The 25,249-nt window shown below is 68.9% G+C and carries 22 protein-coding genes and 1 pseudogene; 15 read left to right on the top strand and 8 right to left on the bottom strand.

Features of this window, described 5'->3' with window-relative positions; translation table 11 throughout:
• Positions 1-349: 349 nt before the first annotated feature.
• The 3 genes from OJ997_RS22895 to OJ997_RS22885 all read left to right on the top strand — a co-directional run bounded on the left by OJ997_RS22895 (position 350) and on the right by OJ997_RS22885 (position 2,482).
• The gene (locus OJ997_RS22895) at positions 350-1,543 is read left to right on the top strand and encodes an AlbA family DNA-binding domain-containing protein (protein ID WP_270027578.1); all 1,194 of its coding nucleotides are present in this window, start codon (positions 350-352) and stop codon (positions 1,541-1,543) included.
• Positions 1,544-1,794: 251 nt separating this feature from the next.
• The gene (locus OJ997_RS22890; protein ID WP_270027577.1) at positions 1,795-1,980 is read left to right on the top strand and encodes a hypothetical protein; all 186 of its coding nucleotides are present in this window, start codon (positions 1,795-1,797) and stop codon (positions 1,978-1,980) included.
• A 196-nt stretch (positions 1,981-2,176) separates the two neighbouring features.
• Positions 2,177-2,482, top strand: a complete 306-nt coding sequence (locus tag OJ997_RS22885; RefSeq protein ID WP_272600159.1) for a tyrosine-type recombinase/integrase — start codon at positions 2,177-2,179, stop codon at positions 2,480-2,482.
• A 140-nt stretch (positions 2,483-2,622) separates the two neighbouring features.
• Here OJ997_RS22885 and OJ997_RS22880 read toward each other — a convergent pair whose 3' ends face one another.
• Positions 2,623-4,176 (bottom strand): hypothetical protein, encoded by a 1,554-nt coding sequence (locus OJ997_RS22880; protein WP_270027576.1) that lies wholly within the window; start codon positions 4,174-4,176, stop codon positions 2,623-2,625.
• Between the two features lie 462 nt (positions 4,177-4,638).
• On the opposite strand from OJ997_RS22880, the gene OJ997_RS22875 reads away from it, so the two are divergent.
• Together OJ997_RS22875 and OJ997_RS22870 are read left to right on the top strand one after the other, a co-directional pair.
• The gene (locus tag OJ997_RS22875) at positions 4,639-4,884 is read left to right on the top strand and encodes a hypothetical protein (RefSeq protein ID WP_270027575.1); all 246 of its coding nucleotides are present in this window, start codon (positions 4,639-4,641) and stop codon (positions 4,882-4,884) included.
• 3 nt (positions 4,885-4,887) lie between these two features.
• Entirely contained in the window at positions 4,888-5,250 is a 363-nt protein-coding gene (locus OJ997_RS22870) for a hypothetical protein (RefSeq protein WP_270027574.1), read from the top strand.
• A 315-nt stretch (positions 5,251-5,565) separates the two neighbouring features.
• Here the strand turns inward: OJ997_RS22870 and OJ997_RS22865 are convergent, their stop codons facing one another.
• Positions 5,566-5,796 (bottom strand): hypothetical protein, encoded by a 231-nt coding sequence (locus tag OJ997_RS22865; protein WP_270027573.1) that lies wholly within the window; start codon positions 5,794-5,796, stop codon positions 5,566-5,568.
• 193 nt (positions 5,797-5,989) lie between these two features.
• Positions 5,990-6,937 carry a DUF6602 domain-containing protein gene (locus tag OJ997_RS22860; protein ID WP_270027572.1) on the bottom strand — a complete coding sequence of 316 codons (948 nt, stop codon included), beginning with the start codon at positions 6,935-6,937 and terminating at the stop codon, positions 5,990-5,992.
• A 282-nt stretch (positions 6,938-7,219) separates the two neighbouring features.
• Here OJ997_RS22860 and OJ997_RS22855 point away from each other — a divergent pair, with 282 nt between their 5' ends.
• From OJ997_RS22855 to OJ997_RS22840, 4 genes are all read left to right on the top strand, one after another.
• Positions 7,220-8,683, top strand: coding sequence for an SIR2 family protein (locus tag OJ997_RS22855; protein WP_270027571.1), 1,464 nt, complete (start codon positions 7,220-7,222; stop codon positions 8,681-8,683).
• Positions 8,680-9,216: an ABC-three component system middle component 1 gene (locus OJ997_RS22850; protein WP_270027570.1), complete on the top strand. Its 537-nt coding sequence runs from the start codon at positions 8,680-8,682 to the stop codon at positions 9,214-9,216. The genes OJ997_RS22855 and OJ997_RS22850 overlap by 4 nt, the downstream gene beginning before the upstream one ends.
• Positions 9,216-11,228, top strand: coding sequence for an AAA family ATPase (locus OJ997_RS22845; protein WP_270027569.1), 2,013 nt, complete (start codon positions 9,216-9,218; stop codon positions 11,226-11,228). Before OJ997_RS22850 ends, OJ997_RS22845 begins: the two co-directional genes overlap by 1 nt.
• A 543-nt stretch (positions 11,229-11,771) precedes the next feature.
• On the top strand, positions 11,772-12,638 hold the full coding sequence (locus OJ997_RS22840) for an exodeoxyribonuclease III (RefSeq protein ID WP_270027568.1): 867 nt from the start codon (positions 11,772-11,774) through the stop codon (positions 12,636-12,638).
• Here OJ997_RS22840 and OJ997_RS22835 read toward each other — a convergent pair.
• Together OJ997_RS22835 and OJ997_RS22830 are read right to left on the bottom strand one after the other, a co-directional pair.
• A complete protein-coding gene (locus OJ997_RS22835; RefSeq protein WP_270027567.1) occupies positions 12,612-14,318 on the bottom strand; it encodes a CHASE2 domain-containing protein in 1,707 nt (568 codons plus the stop codon). The two genes, OJ997_RS22840 and OJ997_RS22835, sit on opposite strands and share 27 nt — an antisense overlap.
• Entirely contained in the window at positions 14,315-15,919 is a 1,605-nt protein-coding gene (locus tag OJ997_RS22830) for a choice-of-anchor Q domain-containing protein (protein ID WP_270027566.1), read from the bottom strand. Before OJ997_RS22830 ends, OJ997_RS22835 begins: the two co-directional genes overlap by 4 nt.
• A gap of 148 nt (positions 15,920-16,067) precedes the next feature.
• On the opposite strand from OJ997_RS22830, the gene OJ997_RS22825 reads away from it, so the two are divergent.
• Complete coding sequence (locus OJ997_RS22825) at positions 16,068-16,853, top strand: DeoR/GlpR family DNA-binding transcription regulator (protein WP_270027565.1); 786 nt, start codon at positions 16,068-16,070, stop codon at positions 16,851-16,853.
• Here OJ997_RS22825 and OJ997_RS22820 read toward each other — a convergent pair.
• Positions 16,839-17,675 (bottom strand): alpha/beta fold hydrolase, encoded by an 837-nt coding sequence (locus OJ997_RS22820; RefSeq protein WP_270027564.1) that lies wholly within the window; start codon positions 17,673-17,675, stop codon positions 16,839-16,841. The genes OJ997_RS22825 and OJ997_RS22820 overlap by 15 nt on opposite strands.
• A gap of 49 nt (positions 17,676-17,724) precedes the next feature.
• Here OJ997_RS22820 and OJ997_RS22815 point away from each other — a divergent pair, with 49 nt between their 5' ends.
• Positions 17,725-18,219: a helix-turn-helix domain-containing protein gene (locus OJ997_RS22815; protein WP_270027563.1), complete on the top strand. Its 495-nt coding sequence runs from the start codon at positions 17,725-17,727 to the stop codon at positions 18,217-18,219.
• Here OJ997_RS22815 and OJ997_RS22810 read toward each other — a convergent pair.
• Positions 18,209-18,934, bottom strand: coding sequence for a phosphodiester glycosidase family protein (locus tag OJ997_RS22810; RefSeq protein WP_270027562.1), 726 nt, complete (start codon positions 18,932-18,934; stop codon positions 18,209-18,211). The genes OJ997_RS22815 and OJ997_RS22810 overlap by 11 nt on opposite strands.
• 64 nt (positions 18,935-18,998) lie before the next feature.
• Here OJ997_RS22810 and OJ997_RS22805 point away from each other — a divergent pair, with 64 nt between their 5' ends.
• From OJ997_RS22805 to OJ997_RS22795, 3 genes are read left to right on the top strand one after another with little or no spacing between them, the layout of a single operon-like run.
• Entirely contained in the window at positions 18,999-20,324 is a 1,326-nt protein-coding gene (locus tag OJ997_RS22805) for a M20/M25/M40 family metallo-hydrolase (RefSeq protein WP_270027561.1), read from the top strand.
• Positions 20,317-21,981 carry an AbgT family transporter gene (locus OJ997_RS22800; RefSeq protein WP_270027560.1) on the top strand — a complete coding sequence of 555 codons (1,665 nt, stop codon included), beginning with the start codon at positions 20,317-20,319 and terminating at the stop codon, positions 21,979-21,981. Before OJ997_RS22805 ends, OJ997_RS22800 begins: the two co-directional genes overlap by 8 nt.
• A 6-nt stretch (positions 21,982-21,987) precedes the next feature.
• Positions 21,988-23,529, top strand: coding sequence for an SLC13 family permease (locus OJ997_RS22795; RefSeq protein ID WP_270027558.1), 1,542 nt, complete (start codon positions 21,988-21,990; stop codon positions 23,527-23,529).
• Here the strand turns inward: OJ997_RS22795 and OJ997_RS22790 are convergent.
• Positions 23,526-24,518 (bottom strand): baeRF11 domain-containing protein, encoded by a 993-nt coding sequence (locus tag OJ997_RS22790; protein WP_270027557.1) that lies wholly within the window; start codon positions 24,516-24,518, stop codon positions 23,526-23,528. The genes OJ997_RS22795 and OJ997_RS22790 overlap by 4 nt on opposite strands.
• 71 nt (positions 24,519-24,589) lie before the next feature.
• Between OJ997_RS22790 and OJ997_RS22785 the strand changes: the two are divergent.
• A pseudogene (locus OJ997_RS22785) lies at positions 24,590-25,249 on the top strand (hypothetical protein); the annotation flags it as partial.

The raw sequence follows: 25,249 nt of genomic DNA, 5'->3' as shown, positions 1-25,249 counted from the left end.
GTTATGAAACGCCGACGGGCACTTCAACGCTGGCGGTTCTCGCGCAAAGCGATAGCGACGTCCGCGCCGGCGCGGACCGCTCCCCATCGTCGGTAGGAGCAGCCAGCCACCCCGCCAAACAGGGCCGAGGTCGCCCGTGTTGGCATTGCTCACGTGTCGTCGGCGGACTAGGGCCGGCGTATGAGAGAGCCGAGCACTCCTTGGGAAAGTGATCCGCCGCGCCAGCCGTTTCGTCGGTGAGAAGCGCTTTCGCCCTCTCGCCCGTGCGACGCCGGAACGACGCATGCCCGCCGCCGCGTGACGACCGAAGCTGGAGCAGTGACGCTCGTGGTTTGAGAGGCTTCCTGATGTGTGGAGACCACGGACATATGGTGAGGCGCTCGCCGCGATCGGAGCACTTGAAGAGGCTTCAGACCTGGATTTCAAGCGCGACCTTGCCGCGAACCCCAAGGATCTCGCAAAGGACGCTGCCGCGATGAGCATCGACGGCGGAGTGATCTTGATCGGTATGGACGAAGTCAACGGCCTCGCCACGCAAGCAACGCCCATCCCACTGAAAGGCGCCGCCGAGAGGCTCTCGCAGATCATCTCGAGCCGCGTGCGGCCGCCTTTGCATTTCGAACTTGAGGCACTGACCAAGACGAGAGGCGATTCGAATGGTCTCCTGGTCCTCGAAGTGCCGCCCTCACCGTGGGCGCCGCACATGGTCGAGAACCGCTTCCCCGCGAGAGCCGAGACGACGACGCGATACCTCGAAGAGCCAGAGCTGGAACGGCTGTATGACCGACGGCGCTCGATGCTGCACCTTGCGGATGAGCGCGACCCGATGGACGAGTTCACGTGGCCACCAGACGCCGGCAATAGCAGCTATCGGGGCATCGGGCGTATGCGACTTCAGATCCTGCCCCTTAACGAAGCACGACACCCGGCGGCGCCGTGGCTCAGCCGCCCCCTCGCGGAATCGGTGCGGGCCGCAGCGGGCGAACTCGTACCTGTGCAGATAGACGTGCATCTTCAACCCAATACCTTCGACTGGCTCGTCAACTGGACGCCTCTCGGCTCGACCGGCTGGAAAGCGGGATACGTCGCCGAGGACGTCGAGCGGCTCAAGGACAACGTGTTTGTGGCTGCTGCACTTCGGTATTCCTCCGGATTCTCGTTTGTAACGACTCGCCCGTTGCTCACGGAATCCGGCATAGGCTTTTGTGCGTTCGAGCACCAGTGGGCTTCCGAGCTGATGGGGCAACTCGCGTTCGCGGGCCACTTCTTCTCCAAAACTGCGACCGCTGGCATTCTGCGATGCGGTGTTCGCATCGAAGGCCTCGACGGTTCGGTGTCGTTTCACGCATCTCGAGGGCGCACCGCACACGACAACATGCCCAAGGTCGCCGACACGGAGTACGCCGCTACCGGTCTTTTTCGCAGCTGGGATCTAGCCACCTCTCCAGGCCCCGCGGCTAAGGAACTCCTTGATCCTTTCTTCGCGTCTTTCATCGCCGAGAACTACGATGTCGTCGGGCGTCTGAAGGTTGGTGGCGCGTAGAGTCCGCCGGACGCGTCACGTCGTGCCCCAACACGAGGGGGCCGGCCGTCGCGTAACAGCCCGCTGTATACCTGCATGTGACGCGGGTGATCGCAAGGCCCGCGGCGCCCGCGCGATCCGACTATCGCTTCCCATGCTCAGGGTCGGTGCGATCCCGGCGTGTTCCACCCTCGCCGGACTGTTGCTTCCGTGACGGACCGCCAGCCCCATCGGCATCCTCGGCGGATCGCAACGGTCCAAGGGAGGACACGATGTCGCAGATGCTCGATGTCGCCGGTCGCCGCCGTTCGCCGGCCACGATGCCCGGCTTTCATGCCGGCCGCCCGCCACGGAACAAGGGCCTGCGCTACCCGGCCGATCCGCCCACAGTGGAGGAGATCGTCTCGGTCATGCGCGCCGCCGGTGATCGCTGCACGGTCAGCGGCTGCGCGGGCTGATCGCCGTGCTCTGGCGCGCGGGGCTTCGGATCAGCGAAGCCCTCGCGCTCGCTGAGTCCGACCTGGACGCGCCGCGGGGCGGTCCTGGTTCGCCGCGGCAAAGGCGGTCGCCGTCGCGAGGTCGGCATGGGACGACTGGGCCTGGCAAGAACTCCAACCGTGGCTCGTCAGCCGGCTCGAGCTCCCAGTCGGACCGCTGTTCTGCATCATCACCGGCCCGACCCGCGGACCACGCTGGACAACCGCAGCCGCGCGCAACGAGTTACGGCACGCCGCAGCCGCGGCGAGAGTCCGCAGGCGCTTCGCACCGCACCAGCTTCGCCACGCCCACGCAGTCGAGATGGCTCACGAAGGCGTCCCGCTGATCGTGATTCAACGACAGCTCGGCCACAGCAACCTCGGCATCACCTCGATCTACCTCCAAGGAATCGACAACGCCGAGATCATCGACACCGTCCACGCCCGACGCGCACCCATGATCCCCGTACGCACCACACGCTGACGCCTTCCGATTCGCGGCTGGACGTCGCGCAAAGCGATAGTCGGTCTGGCCGGGAGATCAGTCCCTCGACAGGTCCCTGCGCGGAGTTCCACCAGCCCGCACGTTCGCGAGAGATTGCCGTGGACGGCTCGGGCGGCGGGTCACTGTGGTTCCTGAATCTCGAGAAGGCGACGCATCGACGCCAGTGTCGCGATCCGCCGCTGTTCGCCTTCTGCCGCGACTCGTTCGCGTTCCTCGCCCGCCGCGCGGGCGCGCTCGAGACCGAGACTAAGCCAGCGCACTACAGACTCGGGAGACAATTCTGGTGCGAACCACACTGTTCCGCCCCACGCCATCGGAGGCGATGTCATGGCAAGGCCGATTTCGTTTGCGACGATGGATAGAGCTTCCGGTAGTTCGCGGTTGAGTGCGTCGTCGAGCTCCAACTCGACGCTCACGGCCGCTGGAGACCGCTGTGGATGCTTCGGGTCCGCGACGCGTGCGCTGATCGCGTTGACGGGGAGCGCCGAGCCTTTGAGGGCGGACGCAAAGGGAGCTGCGAGCGCTGCAATGTCTTCCTCCTCCTGGCGAAGCCTTTCGTCGCGACGCCGAAGAGCGATCCCGGCGTCAGCGAGAAGGTTGCGCACGATCGCGAGGACTCTCGTTTCAGTGGTGTCGGGAGGAACTCGAACCTTGAGTTCCCCTCGCAGCCCGAGGTATGCGCTGCCCGCTTCTCCGGCTGATCGCAGATCGCCTGACGCCACGGACACCGCCCATGAGAAGATGTCGTCCGGCGCGGGAAGGTCAGACAACGCGAACGTCCACTCGACTCCTGAAGCCTGCGTCGCGCGCCATGGCTGAACGTCGAGCACGGTGATGTGAGGCCCTCCGGGCACGCCCGTCGTTGGAGCTCGCTGGGAATCCCGCCAAGCACGCCACCGTTCTTCGGGATACCGGGTGACATAGCTCTCGTATCGGAGGATCCAGCCGACGACGAAGGCGAGAGCGCGCTGCGCGTCTTCGGCGGTCGGCGGCGACCGCTTGCGGCTTTCCTCGAGTTGTTGCCGCAGCCAGATCCACTCACCGAGATCAGAGGTGAAGGTCGCCACATCGAGACGGTCGTAGACCTCCTGGAACGCCGCGTTCGCCTGTCGGAACTCGTCGAATTGGGGGGACCGACCAAAAGGTCCACCGAAGGGGTCGTCAGCGCTCCCGCCACGAGACGACCACGCCCGTCGAGCTGCGTCCAGAGCGTTGCACGTCAACGCAAATGCGCCGGGTGCGTCGCCAGCGAGGAGGAGCCCTTCTGCCTCATCAATTAGGCGTCTCAGCTCCGTATCCTTGATCGCAAGCCCGGACGTAGCGTGGGCGAGATCGATTCCGAGCGCAGCGGAAGTTAGGCCTCGGACGAACCGCTCAACATCGGCCGCCCATCGAGCCAACTGGTCCGGGTGGGGAAGCACTCCTGCGTGTTGGACGAGGTTTCGTGATCGATGAAGCTCATCCGCTCCCTGAGCTCCAGCGCCGTCCCATTTTGACCCAAGCTCATCGCGCAACTGTTTGAGCAGCTTCAGCCACTCGCGTGCCGGCTGCAGCGATAGTTCGTAAGCGCAAAGGTGCATCGCGAGTTCGGCGACTCCATCCAGCGCGACCACGGCGAGATGCTGGCCAAGCACTGACCGATCGCCGGCCCGCGCTTGAGCATCCCTGAGCATCCCTCGAAGTCTCGTAGTGCGTTCCGCAGTGGCGGGATCGAGTGGCGACGTTGTCATCACCCAAGATCTACCGGTCAGGGAGGCGGCACGGTCCGGTGGGCCCGGACACTTGTATCTCCGCACGCGAGAGCACTTAGCGACGAGCGCCGCGCTGTTCGGATAGGTGAGCACTTCACCCGTGATAGGCGGCCAGGTTTGGCCGAGCTTCGTCCTCGCGCTTCGCGCAAAGCAGCGGCGGTCACACGGCACTCGCCCGAGTCTTCTTGGCCCCGGCAGTTAGGCCGTGGTGGTCAAGGCATCGTTGCCTTGCGAGCACTTCGGCGACCCTCAATGGAAACCCCGTAGCCGAGTCGCCCTTCGGTATCGCTCCCGTCACGTGCAACGTCTTCCCTCCTGGAGGCGGGCCACGTTGGTGCCTGATCGTGTTGATCGCGTCAGCTTCGGCGGATAATCTGTCAGAAGGTGCCCGAGTCGACGCCCGATCCCGATCCTGCGCTGGAAGCGGACCTTCGGCTGGCGGCCAAGGTCGATGATATTGAGGGAAGCCTCATCAATACCGGTGGCACGGTTCTCGGCTCCGCTATTGGGCTCGCCAGCATTGCAGCCGGCATTGCCGGGCCGGAGACCGCGATCGCGGGCGCACTCGTCGGTGTAATCGCCGGCTTTGCGATACCTCGCCTTCGACGTTGGCGTAAACCGGCGGCCTGACATATGGATCCGTGGGTCGCCGCCGGCACCATCCTGGCTATTGTCATCCTCTTCGCGTGCGCGATCGGCCCACACGAATGGAGTACGCCGAACCGCTGGCAGATACCGGAGATCGGCCCGAGTCTGCTCGTGTGGTTCGGCTGCAACGCCCTCACGGCCGCGATCCGACTGTTCGTCATGTTGGCGCAGGGACAGATAGGTCTCGAGGGCCCAGAAGGAGCGTTCGAGACACTCACGTCCGACGAGACAACCGTACTTCTAGGCGGTGCGCTCGCCGCGGCTCTAGTCGGCCTCATCACCATTCGAGACGGCATACGAGGAGTCGTACAGGCCCGGGTAGTTAAGCTGCGCACGACGGACAGCTGAACGGCAGGCCGGCGTCTGCGGGACACCGTCCGCGCAAAGCGCCTCGTGAAAAGCGAGTTCAGAGATTGCCCTCAAGACTGCCGAGGGGGCTATTCCGTTTCGCCAGTTACCAGTGCTGCCTTGGCTCGAGCCTCCCGCTCTCGAATCTACCGCTCTCACCACCCGCTGAGCTGTTGTCGCCATCAGCTTGGCAGAGACCACCGCACGCCGCGCAAGGCGGCAATGAAACTATGCGTCTCGCATCAGCCGCGCGCTCCGCTGACGGATCAGGTGTGTTCGGGAGGACTCCTCCATCGGCGAAGCGGTGAGCGAGCTTCAGAGCCCGTGTTTGTTGATCGTCGCGTCGATCCGGTCAGAGACGAGACGCGATGTGTCGCCCTCGACGAGCTCCGTCAGTGACGCGCCGCCGCGTGCGCCTGTCGTGTTAGGAGGTTTTCGTGAGCCATCCGCCCGCCTCGCTTCTTCGAGGCTGTACGGCGGCGACATCATCTCGCTCTCTGCCACGGTCGCCTCTCGCAGTGCCTTGAGTTGCTCGTCCTTTGCCATAAGCGGAACCGTAGCCGGGGCGCAAAGAGAAATACACGAGCCGAGTTGCGAGCAGAGACGCCCCGAACGTCACTGTACGCCCGCGAACGTCGAAGGAAACGCAGGCGACGAATCGCCGCAAGAAGGAATGAGAGTGGCTACGAGCCGCTTGACGTCGCGACTGAGCGGTGTCTGCACCGTCGACCTCATCTGGTCAGTCGGCGCGCCGCTTCCGTCTCTTGCGGGGGTGGCGACTTCTGCGCCGTTCGGCCAGTTCGTCGGGGTCGTCGTAGCGGCCCCAGTAGCGGGCCAGTGTTCCGGAAGGCAATAGTTCAGCGGTCGTCACGTACGTCCACGGGCTGAAGTCCGGCGGACGGTACCCAGCTAGCTCAGTGCTCAGCAGGACGTAAAACGCGAGCGTCGAATCTTCGCCAAACGAAGCAGTAGACCAATGGTCAGCCGCGTAACGCGGCACCGGGTGGTAGTTGCCGTGCGGATTGGCCGGATCTTCCTCCCGCTCGGACATCACTGTGACGAACTTGTTGAGAACGAGTAGGCAGTTCACGTGCTCTTCAGGAGGCAGCCGAAGGTTGGCCTCGACGAAGGCTTCGAACAGCTCGCGCTCGTCACGGGTCGCCTTGTAGGTGACGATCGCGGTGAACGGTCGCTCTTCGGCCCCACCAGCTTCGTCACCGGGCGGAAACAGTCGCAGCAGCGAAGCAAGGTTTTCGACCGCCCCGGCGACAGTCGACGGCGCCAGATAAGTCTTGATCTGCAGGCAGGCGTAGATGAGCTCGACTGGCACAACACTCTGGCCGCCCACGTTCACGAACGGCCTTCCGGCAGTGCCATCGACGATCATCACATCGAGCTGATCACTCCTTTCCCCGACCTTATTCACGGCCGTACCGGTTGCCGTTTGAAACCGTGCCGGCAAATAGGGTGCAAGCAACTCCCGCACCACGGTTTCGCGCGCGGCGCCGATGCTGGCGTTGTGGGCGATGGCGGCGCTGGCTGCGAGCGCGCTCGAAAGCTGGGCTGTCATCTCCCGCATGGCGACGCGCAAAGGGTGATCGGTCAATGCGATTCCAGCGACCAACGAAATGATCCGGTTGCGTGCACCAGAGCGACGGTATCGCTCGGGCGGCCGCTCGCGCAGCATCTGTCCTTGCGCGTGGTCGGAGGTGAGGTCGCATAACGCGGGGGCGCCTCAAGACGACGTACATCCAGCGGCTCGCACACGACAGGTCTGAGACAGCTCCGTTCGCGCGGGAGGTGCAGGGCGTTGTGGGCTCGGTCCGTTCGGAACGTCGCGGCATGCGTCGCCGTTCGGAGCACGAGGTTGCAGTTCCCATGCCCGATCTGAAAGGGTTGCGCGGCCATGGATTCGGTACGGTCGAGCGATGGACGAGCGGAGAACGCTAAGGGTACGCCCACTTCCCCGTTGAGCAGGAAGGTTGCACCGGACAACCCTCCGCAGAACGCCGCCACGCCGAGCCGACCGCCGTCATCCCGCCATTCTCCGGAACCGCTCTCGGTTCCACCGGATGTCTCGATCTACGAGATCCTTCGGGCGGCGCAGGACCAACCGGTGGTGTTCTACATGGGCGCTGGGCTGAGTATCGCGCATCCGTCCTGCGGGCCGAAGGGCACACAAGTTGCCGACAAGCTCAGACCTTTCGTCGCGGAGCTTGTCAACGCGCGGACAACGGACGTCACTGAGCCTGATCTCGAATCGCTTGCGGCCCGAGTGGCGCGTGAGGCGCCCGGTCGCATGGCGGATTTCAAGGTTCGAGCCTCCGAAGCCGCGGAGTTCCGAACCATGGAGCCCAACTATGGACATCAGGCTGTTGCACTCCTCATGCGCGAAGGCGTCATTACCGGCGTGTCGGTCAATTGGGATCGCGGAATCGAGAATGCGGCGCGCCGAATCGACCTCGAGATTGAAGCGGTCGCCAGCCAACAGGAACGCCTTCAACCTCGCCAGGCGCTGCGGCTCTACAAGGTCCACGGATGTGCGAAACGACCGCAAACGCTCGCGGTCACGAAAGCCGAGGTCGACGCGCCGCAAGGCTGGGCGAAGGCTGAGGTTGCGCGCGCCGTCGCCGCCGGCATGGTGGTGTTCCTCGGCCTCGGAACAGTCGGCATGTACGTCACCGAGCCCATCAAGGACATCGTCGAGTTGTGGGCGCTCGACGGTGCCACCGTACGAGTGGTCGACCTGTTCGGCGTGTCGGATGCTTGGAAGAAGACATTGGGCGAAGCGGCGGCCGACGTCGAGATTGTGATGGGTGCCGACGCATTTCTCGATGATCTCCTCCGCGCGCTGGTGGCCGACGCATTGTCGAGGACCGGAGCCGCTGTTCGCGAGTTGGTGGACGAGGCGGAGTGGACGAAGCGCATGCTTGCTGGCTTTGAGACCGTGCGTGCCGCGTTCGAACAGGCCCCCGCGAACGGCATTCTCCGGTGGTGGCGTGACGGGGTGACATCGGATCAAGACGGCCGTGCGTTCGTGCTGGACGAGCGCGGCCGCGAAACGTTGATGGCGGTGTCGCTGATGGCCTCCCACGACGGAGGAACGGTTCACGTCACCGGCGGCGAAGAGCATCTGACGGTGCGGTCGGAGTACCGGTATCTCGAGATCGCGTCTATGCCTGAGTTGACATTCGCAGATATCGATCGGAAGGTGCGCGAGCGCGTACGGCGTGGTCGAAACGTGGGTCGTCTTCGGCCAGGCCTATCCGTTGCTGCGGTGGTTCACGGCGGTCGCGGCAGCTTTCCGTCACCCAGCGCTCCGCCCGACATTGCGGCGGAAGACGTCGCCGTCGGCGACGTTGGAAGCGAGACTGTCGGGGACGTTCGCCTGGTGCGTGCCGAAGACGCTGTGGCAGGGGCGCTAGCGGCATGAACAAGCTGCGGGAAGAACTTGCATCAATCGGTCGGGTTCTTGAGACAGGAGGCTTCGCTGTCGAGACGCGTGCGCTGCAGAGGCTCGGCGCAACGCTCCTGGCCGAAACCCCACACGCGCTTGTGCTCGTCACCGAGGCAGAGTGGGACACCGTCGTTCAGACGGTTGAAGACGCGCAGGCGACTCTCACCGAGATCGCCGGTCGCGAACCATCTCCGCGAAGCTGGGACCTCTACGTCATCGTCGCGATCCGGACGGCGGCTGACGCTGCGAACGATCTCATCCGGGAACAGCTTGAGCACGACACGCGGTATGCGCGCAAACTCATCCTTGCGGGACCCGCGATCGAAGAAGACGAGGCAGTCACGCGAGCGTTGCTCCCATTGCTGCCCCTGCGCGCGACGGAGAGCATCAGCCTCGAGAACCCGCTCGACGCGGTGCGCCAGGCCCTGCTTGCAGACGGGCAAGACGAGGCTCTAGTCAAGGCCGCGATGCGCTCGTTCGAGGCAACCGGCGAGGTGAAAATCCCCTGATGTCCGTTCAGTTCACGTCCATCCAACTCGAAGGGTTCCGAGGATTCACCCGCGCGCAGTCGCTCGACCTCGACGCCGACGTCGTGCTCGTGCGCGGGAACAACGGATCGGGCAAGACATCCCTCGTCGACGGGTTCCTGTGGCTCCTGTCGGGCGACCTCGAGTACCTCGACCAGCGGGTAAAAGGGATGCGGAAGGACCACGATCCGGTTGTGAGTCGGTACGCCGGCGGTGAGGCCCGCGTGGTGATCGAGTTAACCGCCGACGACGAGCCGTATGTGTTCACTCGATCCGGTAGACACCGCGCGTCGACGCTCACCGCCGTGCGCAATGGTCGGCAGCAGCCCGGGGCAGAACGGATTCTGGCGGAGGTGTTCGGGCACACTGACGCGGAAGCGCTCGCCGTCAGCGTGAACACGTGGGGGATCCTCCGCCAAGACGCCGTGCGTGCGACGCTTGACGCTGGGGCGGCGATGCACGACCGGATTGCCGCCATCGTGGGCCTGGAGCGGGTCACTGCGTTCTCATCCGCGACGAAGCAGGCCGCGCGTGATCTCCTCACACGGCGGACAGCCTCCAACCGTGCCTTCGAAGCACTCAAGCATCGCCGTCAGGAAGCGGTTGAGCGTGCGCGGGTTGCCCGAGCGGAGGTTCCGGCGACATCCGGCGATGATGCCGTTCGCGCGTCGCTTGATCGGCTGAGCCGGAAGCTTCCGCGAGGTTTTGTCTACGACGTCCCTACAGCAACGGACGTCACAGCGTTCGGCCGCGCGCTCCGAAACGTCAGCGAGGCGCTCGTGGTGCTGCGTGACCTGCGGGTCAAGGGCACGCGTGCCCCAGCGGTGGACGCGGCCGGCATCGAGTCGATCGAGCGCGAGGTCACGGAAGCCCGCGAACGCCTCGACGAGGCAACCCGCCGCGGTCCCGCTGCAATACGACTCGCCGAAGCGGCGCTCTCGCTGCTTGCCGACGACACCTGTCCTGTGTGCGGTCAGTCCGTCGACCGAACAACGCTCGCCGACCGTCTTCGGGAGACCGTCGCCATGTCAAGCGAGTTGGTGTCGGCTGTACAGGAGGCGAATGACGCACTTGCCTCGTCGTCGTCACGGCTGTCCGCCGCGCGTCTGGGGCTCGAAGAGGCACAGCGCATCGCTCACGAGACTGCGACGGCGCGCGCCGCGCTTCGCGAAGCCGTCGCCGCCGAGAGCGGGATGCGGCTCGCCGAGGTTCCGGACGATCCCGATGAGCTTCAATCCGCCGTCGACGGCTTCGAGCGAACACTTGGAGAGTCGCGAATCCTTTGGCGCGAACTGCGGCAGGCTAGTGCCGCGGCTCACCTAGAGCGGCTAGACGCCGAGGCCAACGCGCTCGAAACCGAGTTGGCCGCGATGACTACAGAGCTCTCGGCTCTCGACCGCAGCTACGAGAGCGCCAAGGCGCTCGACGACAGTGCCCACGCGGCCGCTGAACGGATCATCGCCGGCGCGCTTGCGAAGCTACAGCCAAGCTTCGCCGAAGTCTTCGACCGCTTGAATCCAAATCCGGCGTTCACTGAGCTGCGCTCGCGACAGGATGTCTTCAGAAAGGCGAATCAGGTCAAGCCCGTCGTGTACGACCCAATTCGTGAACTCGAAGCCAACCCACTGCTTGTTTTCAGCGAGGGACAGGTGAACGTCGTCGCGCTCTCGTACTTCCTCGGGATGGCGCTCAACGCTCACGACGCGATGCTGCCATTCCTTATTCTCGACGATCCGCTGCAGTCCCTCGACACCGTCGCGGTGCTCGGTTTCGGAGACCTGTTTCGCCGACTCCGCGGGAGACGACAGCTGATCGTCACAACTCACGATCGGCGATACGCGGACATCCTCGCACGCAAGTTGGCGCCGCGCGAGCCCGGCGACAAGACGATTGTCCACGACTTTGAAGGCTGGACCCGGGAAGGGCCTAAGGTCAAATCCAGCGAACCGGCGCTGGCGGAGATCATTCCGCTTGTCAAGCGTCACGCCGCCTAGCGATCTGATTCACGCTTCGACGCCGGGCGTGCGTACGGTCGCACTGCTCCTTTCGCGTGATAGCGACAGTGGCCGCCGCGTCGTCGCACTCGACTTGGCGCAACGTCCCGACCGCTCATCTGCGCGAGGCGGGCCCGTGTCGTAGCGCCGGTGCCTGCCAGCTTGGGTCTATGCCACCAGGGGCGCGCTCGAGTGCTCCGAAGGACCGGAGATGTCAGGGAATGCCCGCCCGAGGGTCAGGTTCCGGAGGGACGCCGTGGCGATCAAGCGGGGGGCTGACTTGATCTCCGGGAAGCCAAGGAGGCGAAAGGCCACGGCATCTTTCGGAGCCTCCCTCCGCACGCCCCGTCAAAGAGAAGGCGCCACGTTCGCCAGCCCACGATTCTGGGCGGCACGCGGCGGTACCTCCCAGCGCACTTAAGAGCCCCGCAAACCAGACAGCCCGCCGACAAGGGTTCGGGGGCGAGCGCAGGGAGGTGCCGACGCGGGCCGACTCGCACGGCAAAGGTCTACTCGTCAGACGTCCGCCGTAGGCTGAAGGACGTGCGAATCGCGACCTGGAACGTGAACTCGGTCAAGCAGCGGGTGCCTCGGCTGCTGCCGTGGTTGGACGAGCGCAAGCCCGACGTGGTGTGTCTGCAGGAGACGAAGCTCACCGACGAGGCCTTCACGGACCTCCTCAGCGACGAGCTCAGCGCGCGTGGGTACGAGGTTGCGGCTCATGGGGAGGCGGCGTGGAACGGCGTCGCGATCCTCTCCAAGGTCGGCCTCGACGACGTCGTCAAGGGCATTCCAAACGGCCCTGGATTCCCGCATCAGGAGGCGCGCGCCGTCACGGCCACGACCGGCGGCATCAGGACCACGTGCGTGTACGTCCCGAACGGGCGCCAGCCCGATTCGGAGCACTACGAGTACAAGCTCAAGTGGCTCGAAGCGCTCAAAGAGATGGTCGCGAGCGGACCCGACGCGGCCATCGTGCTCGGAGACGTGAACATCGCTCCGACGGACGAGGACGTGTTCGACCCCGAGGCGTACGTCGGCTCGACGCACGTGACGCCCGCGGAGCGGAACGCGCTGACCGCACTCCAAGACGCCAAGGCGCTCCGCGACGTGGTCAGGGAACGCTGGCCCGAGGAACGCGTGTTCACGTACTGGGACTATCGGGCCGGCATGTTCCACAAGGACCTGGGCATGCGGATCGACCTGATCCTCGCGAGCGAGCCAGTGGCGGAGCGCCGCAAAGCCGCCTGGGTGGATCGACTCGCACGTAAGGGGTCCGGTCCGAGCGACCACGCACCCGTGATCCTCGACCTGGACGAGGCGCCCGACGGCGACATCGGCCCGATGGTGCCGCCGCCTTCGGCGAAGCCCGCCAAGCGCGGGTCACACAAGCTGCCGCAGGCGCCCTGATTCCGTAGCAGCACCCCGGTGCAGCGCGAGGAAGAGCGTCGCCAACTCCGGGTCGAAGTGATGCCCGCTCTCGCGCTCGATCTCGTCCAGCGCGTCCTCGACGGTCCAGGCGTTCTTGTACACGCGCGGTGAAATCAACGCGTCGAAGACGTCGCAGATCGCGGTGATCCGGCCCATGAAGGGTATGTCCTCGCCCGCTATCCCGTTCGGGTAGCCGCTGCCGTCCCAGCGCTCGTGGTGCGTCAAGGCGATCACCTCGGCCATCTGCACCAGCGGGGAACGGGAGCCGGCCAGAAGCCCGGCGCCGATCGTCGTGTGGGTCTGCATGACGGCGCGCTCCTCGTCGGTCAGACGACCGGGCTTGCGCAGGATGCTGTCGGGGATCGCGACCTTGCCGACGTCGTGCATGGCGCTGGCCCGTCGCAGGCGCTCGGCCGTCTCCACATCGAGACCCGCGGCCAACCCCAACGAGTGGGCGAGGTCGCCGATGCGGTCGATGTGGTCGCCGGTCTCCTCGTCGCGCGACTCGACCGCTCGGCCGAGGCGCTCGATGATCTCCAGCTCGGCGTCGGCCACTTCCTGGCGCAGCTCGACGTTGCGCACGCCCATGCGCTGACGGGCGAGCGTCTCGAGCAGGTGGGAGGCGGCGACGGTCGCCACGGTCGCGAACGCGAGCCCGAACAAGGGCGCGACCACCGGCAGGACCATGCCCCCGTTGAACGCGAGCTGCGCGATGCCCACGTAGGCGATGCCGATGACCGGGCCGGCGAGCGCGGCGAGCAGCGGCCTCAAACGAAGCGCGAGCAGCGGCAGCATGAACGCCATCAGCGCGGTCGCCAACACGCCGAGCAAGATCGGCGCGTCACGCAGCGGCTGGTCACGCAGCTGGGTGGAGATCGCGTTCGCCTGGATCTCCGGACCGGACATCGGCTCGTCGGAAGCGGCCGTGACCTGCTGGTCCTGCAGGGTCGGAGCACCGGCGCCGATCACGACCGTCTTGCCGCGCAGGGCGGAAGCCGGGACGTCGCCCGCCAACAGGGCCGACAGCGAATAGGTCGGGACCGTGCCGGGCGGCCCGGCGAAGTCGATGTACGCGCCATCGGCGGGGAACCGACCCTCGTCGACCGGTCGGCCCTGACGCTCGGCGACGACGACCGCGAGCGTCTTGAGCCCGACGACGTCGTGGGCGAACCGGCGGAGCACGCCCTCACGCTCGCCCGGCAGGTTGCTGGCGCCGGCCTGCGCGCCGATCGCGGCAAGATTCTCGTCCCCGCCGAGCACGTTCGTGTGGCCGTGCCCGTCGCTCTCGGTCGTGGCCATGACGGCGCCGCCGGCGCGCTCGATCGCCTCGTAGAGCGCCATGTCCTCGCGCTCCTCGGTCGGTTCGGTGAACTGGACGTCGAGGACGATCTCGCGGGCGCCCGCGTCGTGCAGCTCGTCCACGGCCTTGCCGTACAGCGAACGGGGGAGTGGCCACGCCTCGCCCAGCTCGGAGAAGGTGACGTCGTCGACCGCGACCACGACCAGCTGGCGTTCCGGCTCGGCGCCACGCACGCGGAAGCGCTGATCGACGGTGGTGTGCTCGAGGTCCCCGAACACGCCGGAGAGCAGCGCGGCGACCGCGAGCACGGCGGAGAGCAGCCCGGCGACGAGGACGAGGCGGATGCGGGCGGTGCTCATCGACGGCGCACGAGGAAGGACTGGCCGGCCTTGACGAGCGTGGTGCGCGTGGTCTTCAGGTTGCGGACGGCGACGGCGCCCTCGAGCACGCGCGTGCGGGTGCCCGCGCACGTGTCCTCGGTCAGCCAGTTGGTGCCGCGCGCGGTGGCGACGCTGTTGTGCCCGTGGGTGCGGAAGCGCCCGTTCTTGTCCTTGGACCAGAGCTTGCGGACCGGCTTCTTCTTCTTGGATGAAGCCGCCGCGCTCGCCCGCTCGGTCTTCGGACAGCCCTTGAAGCTCCCGCCCTTGAGCACGAGCGACGTCATGCCCTCACCCTTGGCGTCCTGGCGCACGGCGAAGCGCCCGCCCCAGAACGTGCCGTCCTGCAGCCCGCCGGCGACGGCGGTGACGAGCGTGACGCGGCCCTTGGTCGCGTCGATCTCGCTGCCGAGCGGGATCTGCGCGCCGGCCTCGAGCTCGACGAAGCGGTTCGTGCCGGGCTGGCGGACGCGCACCGTCCCCTGAGGGCTGACGACCATCGAGGAACCCTGGGTCGGCGCGGGCACGCCGGGCGGGAGCTCGGCGACGGTGTCGGGCGCGGGCGCCGAAGTCGTGGTGATGGCGGTCACCGGGGGAACGGGAGCGGCCGGCGGCGCCTCCCCGACCGGCGGCGCCTCCTCGACCGGGGGCTCGGCGCACGCGCCGGGCGTGTACTCGTAGGCGCCGATGTCCGGCGCGCCGCCGAGCGTCCGCGGGCAGCCCGCGAGGTCGGTCGTGCCGAGGGAGGAATCCGTGGTGCCGGCGTCGATCGTCGGCGAGCCGACCAGCGGGTGCCCGTCGGCGTCGAGGAGCGGGTCACCGTGCTGGTTGCCCGTGCCCGCGACGAGGTTGGGGGACAGCGCCGTGCGGAAGTTCGAGAAGCTCGCGGTGCAGTGGCTGGAGGCCGCCGCCTTGATGTCCTTGGCGCCGCGCGCGAGCGTGTTGACGATCGTCACGGTGCCGTTGTTGACCTCGCAGCGGATGCCGTTCGCGCCGGGCGCGAGCGCCGTGACGTTGTGCAACGTGATCTCGCCCGGCCCACCGGACTGCTTGAGGCGCAGCGCGGCGCGGTCGCTGTCGTTCTGGACCGCGGAGCGCGCGAGCACGTCCCGCACGACGGTCCCGCCACCGGAGGTGAAGATCCGCGCGCCGTTGCCGCCGGCCGCGGTCAGCACGAGGTCCTCGGCGACGCCGCCCTGCAGCTCGAGCGCGTCCTGCTGGCCGCGGGCGGCCTGAATCTCGAGGTGGCGCAGCGTCCCGCCGGTCCGGAAGGTCAGCACCGCGTCGTCCTCGGAGAGCTCGTACCCGACGATCACCGGGCGCGCCGGGCCCGCGCCGCGCAGCGTGACCCGCGCGCGGGCCGTGAGCGGCGCCGCCATCACGTAACGGCCCGACTCGAGCACCACCTCGTCGCCCGTCGTGGCTCCGTCGAGGGCGGTGAAGAGGGTGCACGGGTCGACCGCGAGGCACGCGCCGGACGTCTGCGCGCTGGTGGGGGAGGCCCACCGCTGGGCCGCGCCGGCGCTCGCGGGAGCGAACGCTACGGCGAAGAGACCCACGACTGACGCGACGAACAGGCGCATGCCCTATGTCGTCGGCAGCCACCCGGGTGAAACGCAGAAATTGGACGCAATGCGGACGCGAAGACGACCGCGACCCTTATGCGAAGCGCGCAAACCGTAGGGGAATCCCCGACGCGAACGACCGCCCGGCCCGATAGACCTCCCGCCAATGGGGGTCGACACGGTGGTGGAGCTGCCCGCGTTGAGCGAGGCGCGGCGGACGCAGATCGCGGAGCTGCTGCAGGCGAGCGGCGCGGTGACGGTGGCGGAGCTGCAGGAGCGCTTCGGCGTCTCGCCGATGACGGCGCGGCGGGACCTGACGATCCTGGCCGACCGTGGCGTCGCGCGGCGCACGCACGGCGGGGCGGTGCGGCCGTCGATCGCGGCGGGGGAGGACTCCTTCGCGCACCGGCTGCGCGAGCACTCGGAGGCCAAGTCGCGCCTGGCGGAAGCGGCCTACGCGCTGCTCGAGCCCGGCCAGACCGTGTTCCTCGACGCCTCCTCGACCACGTACTACCTCGCGCGGCTGATCACGCTGCGTCAGCTCGCGCTGCGCGTGGTCACCAACAGCCTGCCCGTCCTGCACGAGCTGTCCGGCAGCGAGGCGTCCGACATCGAGGTGATCGCGATCGGCGGGACGTTCCGGCGGCTGACGAGCTCCTACGTCGGCCCGTCGGCGGTCCGCGCGGTGCGCGACCACTTCGCCGACAGCGCGTTCCTGAGCGTGACCGGGATCGCGCCGTCGGGCGTGATGACGGACGCCGACGCGCTCGAGGCCGAGGTCAAGCGGGCGATGCTCGAGCAGTCCGAGCACCGCGTGCTGCTGCTCGACGGGTCGAAGGTCACCGCGCGCGGGCGCCAGGCGATCGCGCCGCTGAAGACGATCACCCGGATCCTCGCCGAGGAGCTCACGCCGGAGGAGGCGGAGCGGCTCGCGCAGCTAAAGCGCTCGTAGGAAGTCGAGCAGGAGCGCGTTGACGGCGTCCGGCGCCTGGAGCTGGGCGAAGTGGCCCGCGCCGGGGATGACGTGGGCGCCCTCGGGGTCGGGCATCCACAGGCGGGTGCTGTCGCGTTCGCCCGTGATGAAGATCGACGGCGCGCGGAGCTCGGCGAACGCGGCCAGGTCCTCCCAGTCGCGGGTGAAGTTCCGGTAGCGGTTCAGCGGGCCCGCGAAGCCGTTGCGCTCGAAGGCGGCGACGATCGCGTCGAAGCCGTCCACCCAGGCGGGGAGCGGCGCGTCCGGGAGCTGCATCGGGACGCCGAACCAGCCCGGCGTGCCGTCGGTCAGGGCCGCGTAGAAGCGCTGGAGCCAGCCGCGCACGTCGGCTTCGATCTCCGCCTCGCCGTGCTCCTGGAAGTGGCCGACGTAGAAGTCCGGCGGGAACTGCGGGGGAGCGTCGGCGCGCGGCGCGTACGGGACGCCCAGCAGGCCGACCGCACGGAAGCGGTCCGGCCGCAGCTGCGCACTTGCCGCCGCGATCGGGGAGCCCCAGTCGTGCCCGATCACCACCGCGGTCTCGGCTTCGAGCGCGTCGAGCACGGCCACGTTGTCGGCGACGTGGGCGACCATCCGGTACGCCTCGACGCCCTCCGGCACGACCGACTGCCCGTAGCCGCGGACGTCGATCGCGACCGCCCGGTAGCCCGCTCGCGCCAGCACCGGCAGCTGATGACGCCACGACCACGCGCCCTCGGGAAAGCCGTGCACGAGCAGCACGAGCGGGCCTTCCCCTTCAGAGACGGCGTGGATGGGTCCGGCGGGTCCGTCGATCAGCATGCCCTCGAGCTTGAGGGACTCGGCACCCGCTGCCAACCTCGTTGCCGGAATGGCAATCGAGGAACAGGTACGCGCGCGGCTCCGGCAGGCGCGCTTCGAGCGCGGCCTCTCGCTGGCGGAGCTCGGCGAGCGCGCGGGGCTGACGGCGTCCACCATCAGCCGACTGGAGACCGGCGCGCGCCGCCTGACGCTCGCGCAGGTGGAGCGGCTCGCGGCGGCGTTGGAGCTCTCCACCGACGCGCTGCTGGCCAGCGACGCGGAGCCGTCGCCGGCGCGTGACGGGCGCGTGTGGCAGCCCGTCGGCGACGAGTCGACGAGCGGGCCGCGGGTGTATCGGATCGTCGTGCCGGTCGAGGCGCCCGCGCGGCACCAGCACGAGGGCCACCAGTGGCTGCACGTGCTCTCCGGGACCGTCCGGCTGATCGTCGGCGCGGGCGAGCGCGAGCTGCGCGAGGGCGACTCGGCCGAGTTCTCGACCTGGGAGCCGCACGCGCTCAGCGCGGTCGGCCATCCCGCCGAGGCGCTCGTGGTCTTCAGGCCGTGAACACGAGCGCGGTGACCACCGGGCGTGACTCGGGCGCCGGCTGGTCCGTGTTCGAGTACGGCCGGTTGAGCAGATGGCCGCGGTGCACGAGCGTCGCCGAGCCGCCGCCGTCGAGGTTGATCGCGTCACGCGCGCCGCACGAGATCAGCAGCCGCGCCAGCTCGGCCAGCTCCAGCCCCGCGTCCACGCCCGAGCGCCGGCCGTCGCAGCACACCGCCAGCAGCTCGTCGTCGTTGACGCCCAGCGCGGCGCGCGGGTAGCGGCCCTCCGTGATGTCGGAGTCGAACTGGCCCGCGCCGGCGCTGAAGCCCTCGGCGTCGGTGCCGTCGATCACCGACACGCCGTCGCGGACGAGCAGCGGGCCGGCCTGGATGAGGTCGCCGATCGGCTGCTCGGGTAGCTCCTCGCGCGCGGCCACACGCACACCGCCGCTGAAGTGCACGCACGCCCGGAGCCGCGCCCACGGCTCCGCCACCGGCTCGTGCGCGAGCGCGACGCCGTCCCGCCACACCTCGCCGAGCGGCCGGTAGGGATCGCGCAGGAAGAACCCGCCGACCATCGCCTCGGGATGGCCGGTCGACGCGCACCAGTGATCCAGCCGCGTCGGCGGGTCGAAATGCCGCACCGACACGCGCGTCGCGGGAAGCGGATGGCGGACGAGGTAGACCGTCGTCTCCCCGCGGTCCCGGTTCTGCAGCCGCAACAGCTCGTACACGCTGAAGCGCATCATCCCGCATGGGTGATGCCGACTCACCCCTGGCGCACGGACGCTCGCCGCCATGCTCTCGGGTCTGAAGCGGGATCTCGCCGCTCTGGTCGCCATCCCGTCGATCTCCGCGCCGGACTTCCCCGAGCCGCGGCAACCGCTGCTGGACGCCTACGACCTCGTCGCGACGCTGTTCCGCAACGTCGGCGTGACCGTCGACGTGCTGGAGCTGCCCGGCACCGCCCCGGTCCTGATCGGGGAGATCGCGGCGCCGCCCGGAGCGCCGACCGTGCTGCTGTACAGCCACTACGACGTCGTCCCGCCCGGGGACGAGACGCTGTGGAGCACGCCGCCGTTCGAGGCCGTCGAGCGCGACGGCGCGATCTACGGCCGCGGGAGCGCCGACTCGAAGGCGAACATCGTCGCCCACGTCGGCGCGTTGCGCGCCTGGGACGGCAAGCCGCCGGTCGGCATCAGGCTCGTGATCGAGGGCCAGGAGGAGGTCGGCGGCGGCGCGCTGACGACCTACCCGCCGACCGCGCCGGAGGCGTTCAGCGCCGACGCGATGATCATCGGCGACATGGGCAGCGTGCGGCCGGGCGTGCCGACGCTGACGGTCGCGCTGCGCGGGATGGCGATGGTCACCGTCGAGGTCTCCACGCTCGCCGGCGCCAAGCACAGCGGCCAGTTCGGCGGCGCCGCGCCCGACGCGCTGCTGACGCTGCTGCGCGCGCTCACCTCGCTCCATGACGAGAACGGGGACGTGGCCGTGGACGGACTGCGGCGTGAGGAGTGGGCGGGCGAGTCCTACAGCGACGACGAGTTCCGCGAGCTCGCCGAGGTCCGCGAGGGCGTGCCGCTGATCGGCAGCGGCGGGCTCGGCTCGCGCGTGTGGTCCGGGCCGGCGATCACCGTCACCGGGATCGACGTGCCGTCGGTGGACAACGCGCTCAACGCCGTCTCGCCGGGCGCGCGGGCGGTGATCAACCTGCGGGTCCATCCCGAGCAGGACGCGGCCGAGGCGCAGGCGGCGCTCGTGGCGCACCTGGAGCGGCAGGCGCCGTTCGGGATCTCGCTCACCGTGTCCGCGGGCGCGACCGGCAACGGGTTCGCGGCGGCGACGTCCGGGCCCGGCTACGCGGCCGCCCGCGCGGCGATGGTCAAGGCATGGGGCAAGGAGCCGGTGACGGCGGCGGGCGGCGGCTCCATCCCGCTCGTCAACGCCCTCTCCGCCGCGTCCCCGGAGGCCGAGATCCTGCTCGTCGGCGCGACCGACGGCTACGCGAACATCCACGCGCCGGACGAGCGTGTGCTGATCGAGGAGCTCGAGCGGGCGGTGGCGTTCGAAGCCGCGTTCTTCGGCGAGTTCGCCGAGCGCTGGAGCGCACAGCGTGGCTGACACCCTGGCGAGCCCGGCACCGTCGGCGCCGCCGCACACCCGCATGCAGCGCATGCTCGACGGGATCGAGCGCCTGGGCAACAAGATGCCCGACCCGGCGATCCTGTTCCTGTGGCTGTGCGTGGGCGTGATCGTGCTCTCGCAGCTGCTCGCGTGGCTGGACGTGGACGCCACCTACCAGGTCGTCGAGCCGCCGCCCGCGACCGCCGAGGAGACCTACTACGGCGGCTCCACCGACTCCGTGTACGTCGGGCCGACCGAGCACGAGCCGGCCGACGACTACCAGGTGCGTGAGAAGACGACCGAGGTCGAGGGCCTGCTGACCGGCGACGGCGTGCGCTTCCTGTTCACGTCGTTCGTCGACAACTTCCGCAACTTCGCGGCGGTCGCGATCATCCTCGTCGTGATGATCGGCGTCGGCCTCGCGGAGGCCGCGGGCCTCATCGGCGCGCTGATCCGCAAGCTCGTCGCGGTGTCTTCGAGCAGCACGTTGACGTTCATCATCGTGCTGCTGGGCATGATCTCCAGCGTCGCCTCCGACGCGGGGTACATCGTGCTGATACCCCTCGGTGCGGTCGCGTTCAAGAGCGTGGGGAGGAACCCGCTGGCGGGCATCGCGGCCGCGTTCGCGGGCGTCGCCGCCGGGTTCGGCGTGAACTTCCTGATCACGCCGCTGGACGGCGTGCTGACCGAGATCACGAACGACGCGTCCGCGCTCGTCGACCCCGACGCGAACATCGACCTCGCCGCGAACCTGTACTTCGGGATCGTCTCGGCGCTGTTCGTCACGATCGTGCTGACGTTCGTGTCCTCGCGCATGGTCGAGTCGCGGATGGGGCCGTGGGACGCGTCGCAGGCGGGGGAGCAGCCGGAGGACGAGCCGGTCGTCGACAAGGTGGCCGAGGCGCGCGGGCTGCGCTACGCGCTGTGGGCGACGCTGGCCGTGGTCGCCGTGATCGCGCTGCTGACCGCGATCCCGGGCGCACCGCTGCAGGACCCGGAGACCGGCCGCGTGATCGGCGACTCGCCGTTCATGGACAGCCTGATCGTGATCATCGCGGTGATCTTCCTCGCCGCCGGCCTGGCCTACGGGCGCGGCGCCGGCACGATCAAGACGAGCGCGGAGATCCTCGCCTCGATCACGAAGTCGTGGGCGGGGATGGCGAGCCTGCTGTTCCTGTTCCTGCTGATCGCGCAGTTCATCGCGTACTTCTCGTACTCGAACATGGCCGAGGTCGCCGCGGTGTCGCTGGGCGACGTGCTCGAGCAGATGGACATCGGCGCCGTCTGGCTGCTGCTCGGCTTCATGCTCGTGACGATGGTCGTGGACCTGATCATGCCCGCGGCGATCGCGAAGTGGGCGATCCTCGCGCCGATCTTCATCCCGCTGCTGATCCGGCTCGACGTGACGCCGCAGACCGTGCTCGCCGCCTACCGCGTGGCCGACTCGCCGCTGAACGTGCTGACGCCGCTGATGGCGTACTTCCCGCTGATCGTCGTGTTCGTGCAGCGCTACAACCGGCAAGCGGGGATCGGCACCGTGGTGTCGTTGATGCTGCCGTTCGTGGTCGTGCTCTCGATCGCGTGGACCGCGTTCTTCGTCGTGTGGTATCTGCTCGGGGTCCCGTTGGGACCGGGCTCGCCCGTCCATCCGTAGGCCGTCATGGACGACAGCGCGATCACGTTCGTCGTGCTCGGCGCGGCCGTGGTCCTGTTCGTCGTGGACCGGCTGCCGGTGGCGATCGTCGCGATCCTGGTGCCGCTGGCGTTGTGGGCGTGCGGCGTGCTGTCTTTGGAGGACGCACTGGCCGGGTTCGGCGATCCCGCCGTGCTGTTCATCGCCTCGCTGTTCGTGGTGAGCGAGGCGCTGGAGGCCGCGGGCGTGACGGCCTGGGTGGGGCAGCTGCTCGTCGCGCGGGTGGGGGAGAGCCGGGTGCGGCTGCTCGTCTACACGCTCGGGCTGGTGGCCGTGCTGACGGCGCTGATCAACGTCAACGGTGCGGTCGCGGCTTTGGTGCCGGTCGGGGTTCTGCTCGCCGTGCGCACGGGTCGTTCGCCCTCGCAGCTGATGCTGCCGCTCGCGTTCGCGGCGCACGCCGGCTCGCTGCTCGCGCTGACCGGGACGCCGGTGAACGTGATCGTGGCGGACGCGGCACCGGACGGCTTCGGGTACTTCTCGTTCGCGCTGGTCGGGCTACCGCTGACGATCGGGACGGTGGCGATCGTCGTGCTGTTCGGGGAGCGGCTGCTGCCCTCGCGCACGCCGCGCTCGATCGCCCCGGACTTCAGCGGGCACGCGCGGACGCTGATCGCCCAGTACGAGCTCGACCACCCCGAGGAGGCGCTGCTGAACCGGCGCAAGGGCGTGGCCGAGGTCGTGATCCCGCCGCGCTCGGACCTCGCCGGCGACCGCGTCTTCCCGGGCATGATCACGCCGAGCGGGGACCTCGCGGTGCTGGCCGTGCGGCGCGGCGGGGAGGACCTGGGCGCGACCGACCTGGAGGAGGGCGACACGCTGCTGCTGCAGGGCACGTGGGCGGCGCTCGACCGCGGGCTCGACGAGGTGCTCGTGGTCGACCCGGTGGAGGACGTGCGGCGCGCGGCGGTGCCTTTGGGCGAGGGAGCGAAGCGGGCGCTCGCCGTGCTGGCCGTGATGGTGCTGTTGCTGGCGACGGGCGCGGTGCCGCCCGCCGTCGCGGGGCTGCTCGCGGCGAGCGCCATGATCGTGTTGCGCGTGCTGAGCGTCGAGCAGGCGCAGCGCGGGATCTCGTGGACGACGGTCGTGCTCGTCGGCGGGATGATGTCGCTGTCGGCGGCGATGGTCGCGAGCGGCGCGGCCGAGCAGCTCGCCGACGGCCTCGTGTCGGTCGTCGGCGATCTCGGCCCGCGCTGGCTGCTGCTCGGCCTCTTCCTGCTGACGGCGCTGCTCGGGCAGCTGATCTCGAACATGGCGACGGCGCTGATCGTGATCCCGATCGCGCTGTCGGCGGCGGCCGAGATGGGCATCGCGCCCGAGCCCGTGCTGATGGCCGTCACGGTGTCGGCGGCCGCCGCGTTCCTCACCCCGGTCGCGACGCCCGCGAACCTGATGGTGATGGAACCGGGCGGCTACCGGTTCGGCGACTACTGGAAGCTCGGGCTCCCGCTGCTGGTGCTGTTCGGGGTCGTCGCGGTGCTGCTGGTGCCGGTGTTCTGGAGCTTCTAGACGGGATGCCGGAGCAGTGCGGCCGCCGTGTTTCCGTGCGGGATGTCGTCGCGGCGGACGGCGAGGACCTTGCCGCCGGTGGCGATCACGCGGCGGGCGATCTCGTCCACCACGCCCTGACCGTCCCCGTCGCTGATGGTGCCGCTGTCGTCGATGCTGCCCTCGACAAGGTCGTCGATGTCGACGAGCAGCGTGTCGACCGCGCCGAACGTGGCCGCGCGGGCGACGTCGGACAGGTCGGTGGCGGCGCGGCCGCGGGACTGCCAGGCCTTGAAGCGCTCGCGCACGGCGTCGAGCTGGGCGGCGTAGAGGGCGTCGAGGATCGGGCGAGAGGCTGCGGCCAGCTCGGCCGGCGTCATGTGCTCGGGGTTGCCGGGGACGCCCTCGTCGAGCAGGGCCGGGTACGTGTTGGTCGAGCGGTAGAAGGAGTCCAGCGGCTCGGTCGCGGCGAGGATCAGCGGGAGGCCGAGGCCGGCGAGCGTGGGGCGCAGGGCGCGGTCGATCTGGCGCGCGTAGCGGTGCAGGTGGACCGTGTCGAGCGGGAACAGCTCCGGCAGCTCGACCTCGGACGGCGGCACGTCGCCCGCGACCTCGATCAGGCGCACGTCGTGCTGGGAGAGCGCGAGCACGAGCGCGGCCTGCGGGAACGTGACCGCGCGCAGGAGCGGCTTGATGTGGAAGCGGTCGGCCACCACCGCCAGGCTGGTGAGCCGGTTCGGCAGCCGGAAGCTGCGCAGCGAGCCGGGCGTCGCGAACACCGCGAGGCTGTGCGCGAGCAGGAGCCACGCGATCGGGTCCTCGGCCAGGTCGGTGAGCAGCTCGTTGCTCGTGCCCGCCTCGGCGACCAGGTTCTTGAACTCGATCCGGGCGGCGTCCGCGTCCTGCGGCAGCGGGCTGGTCGGCAGGTAGATCGAGACGCAGTCGGGGGCCCGCGTGTCGAGCAGCGTCGCGAGCTGCGCGGGCGTGGGGATGTCGATGTGCAGAGCCACAAGCGGATCATGCGCGCGGTTTGGGTGAGCGCACATCGTCCAGGTGGAGTGAAGCCGTAGCGTTACGGGCGATGCGTGGCGCGATCTCCTGGACGCTGGCCGTGCTCGCGGCCGTCGCGCTGATGGCCGCGGTGGTCGCCGCGTACGCCGGCCGCGAGGTCTTCGACGCCAACGGGTTCGCCGCCCGCACCGAGCAGGCGCTGCGCACGCCGGCGGTCAGCGAGGAGGTCGCGCGGCGGCTGACCGACGCGGCCATACGGGCCGAGCCGGACCTGGTGGCGATCCGGCCACTGGTCTTGAGCGTGGCCGAGGGCGTCGTGCGGTCGGGCGCGTTCGGCGCGATCGTGCGCGGCGCGGTCCGCGACGTGCACCGCTCCGCGTTCGACGCGAACGCGACGACCGTGACGCTGACCGTCGCCGACGTCGGCCTGCTGCTCGCGGACGCGCTGGACCGATTGCGCCCCGACCTCGCCGCGCGCATCCCGGACACGCTGCGGGTGACGCTGACGGACACGACCTCGGGGCTGCCGCTGGACGTGGTGCAGACGGCGCAGGACGTCCGGCGCCTGGAGTGGATCGCGCTGGTGCTCGCGCTGCTGCTGGGGGCGGGCGCCGTGCTCGTGGGTGGGGCGGCGCCGCGAGTTGGCGCGGCGCGTGGTGGCGCGGCGGGCGGCTTCGGGTGGACCGGACGCTCGAGCGCCTCCCGCAGCTCGGAGACGAACGCGCGGGCA

The organism is Solirubrobacter phytolaccae (assembly GCF_027587195.1).
Taxonomy (GTDB): Bacteria; Actinomycetota; Thermoleophilia; order Solirubrobacterales; family Solirubrobacteraceae; genus Solirubrobacter; species Solirubrobacter phytolaccae.
Note: the sequence above shows the minus strand (reverse complement) of the source record. Positions and strands in the feature narration are given on the sequence as shown.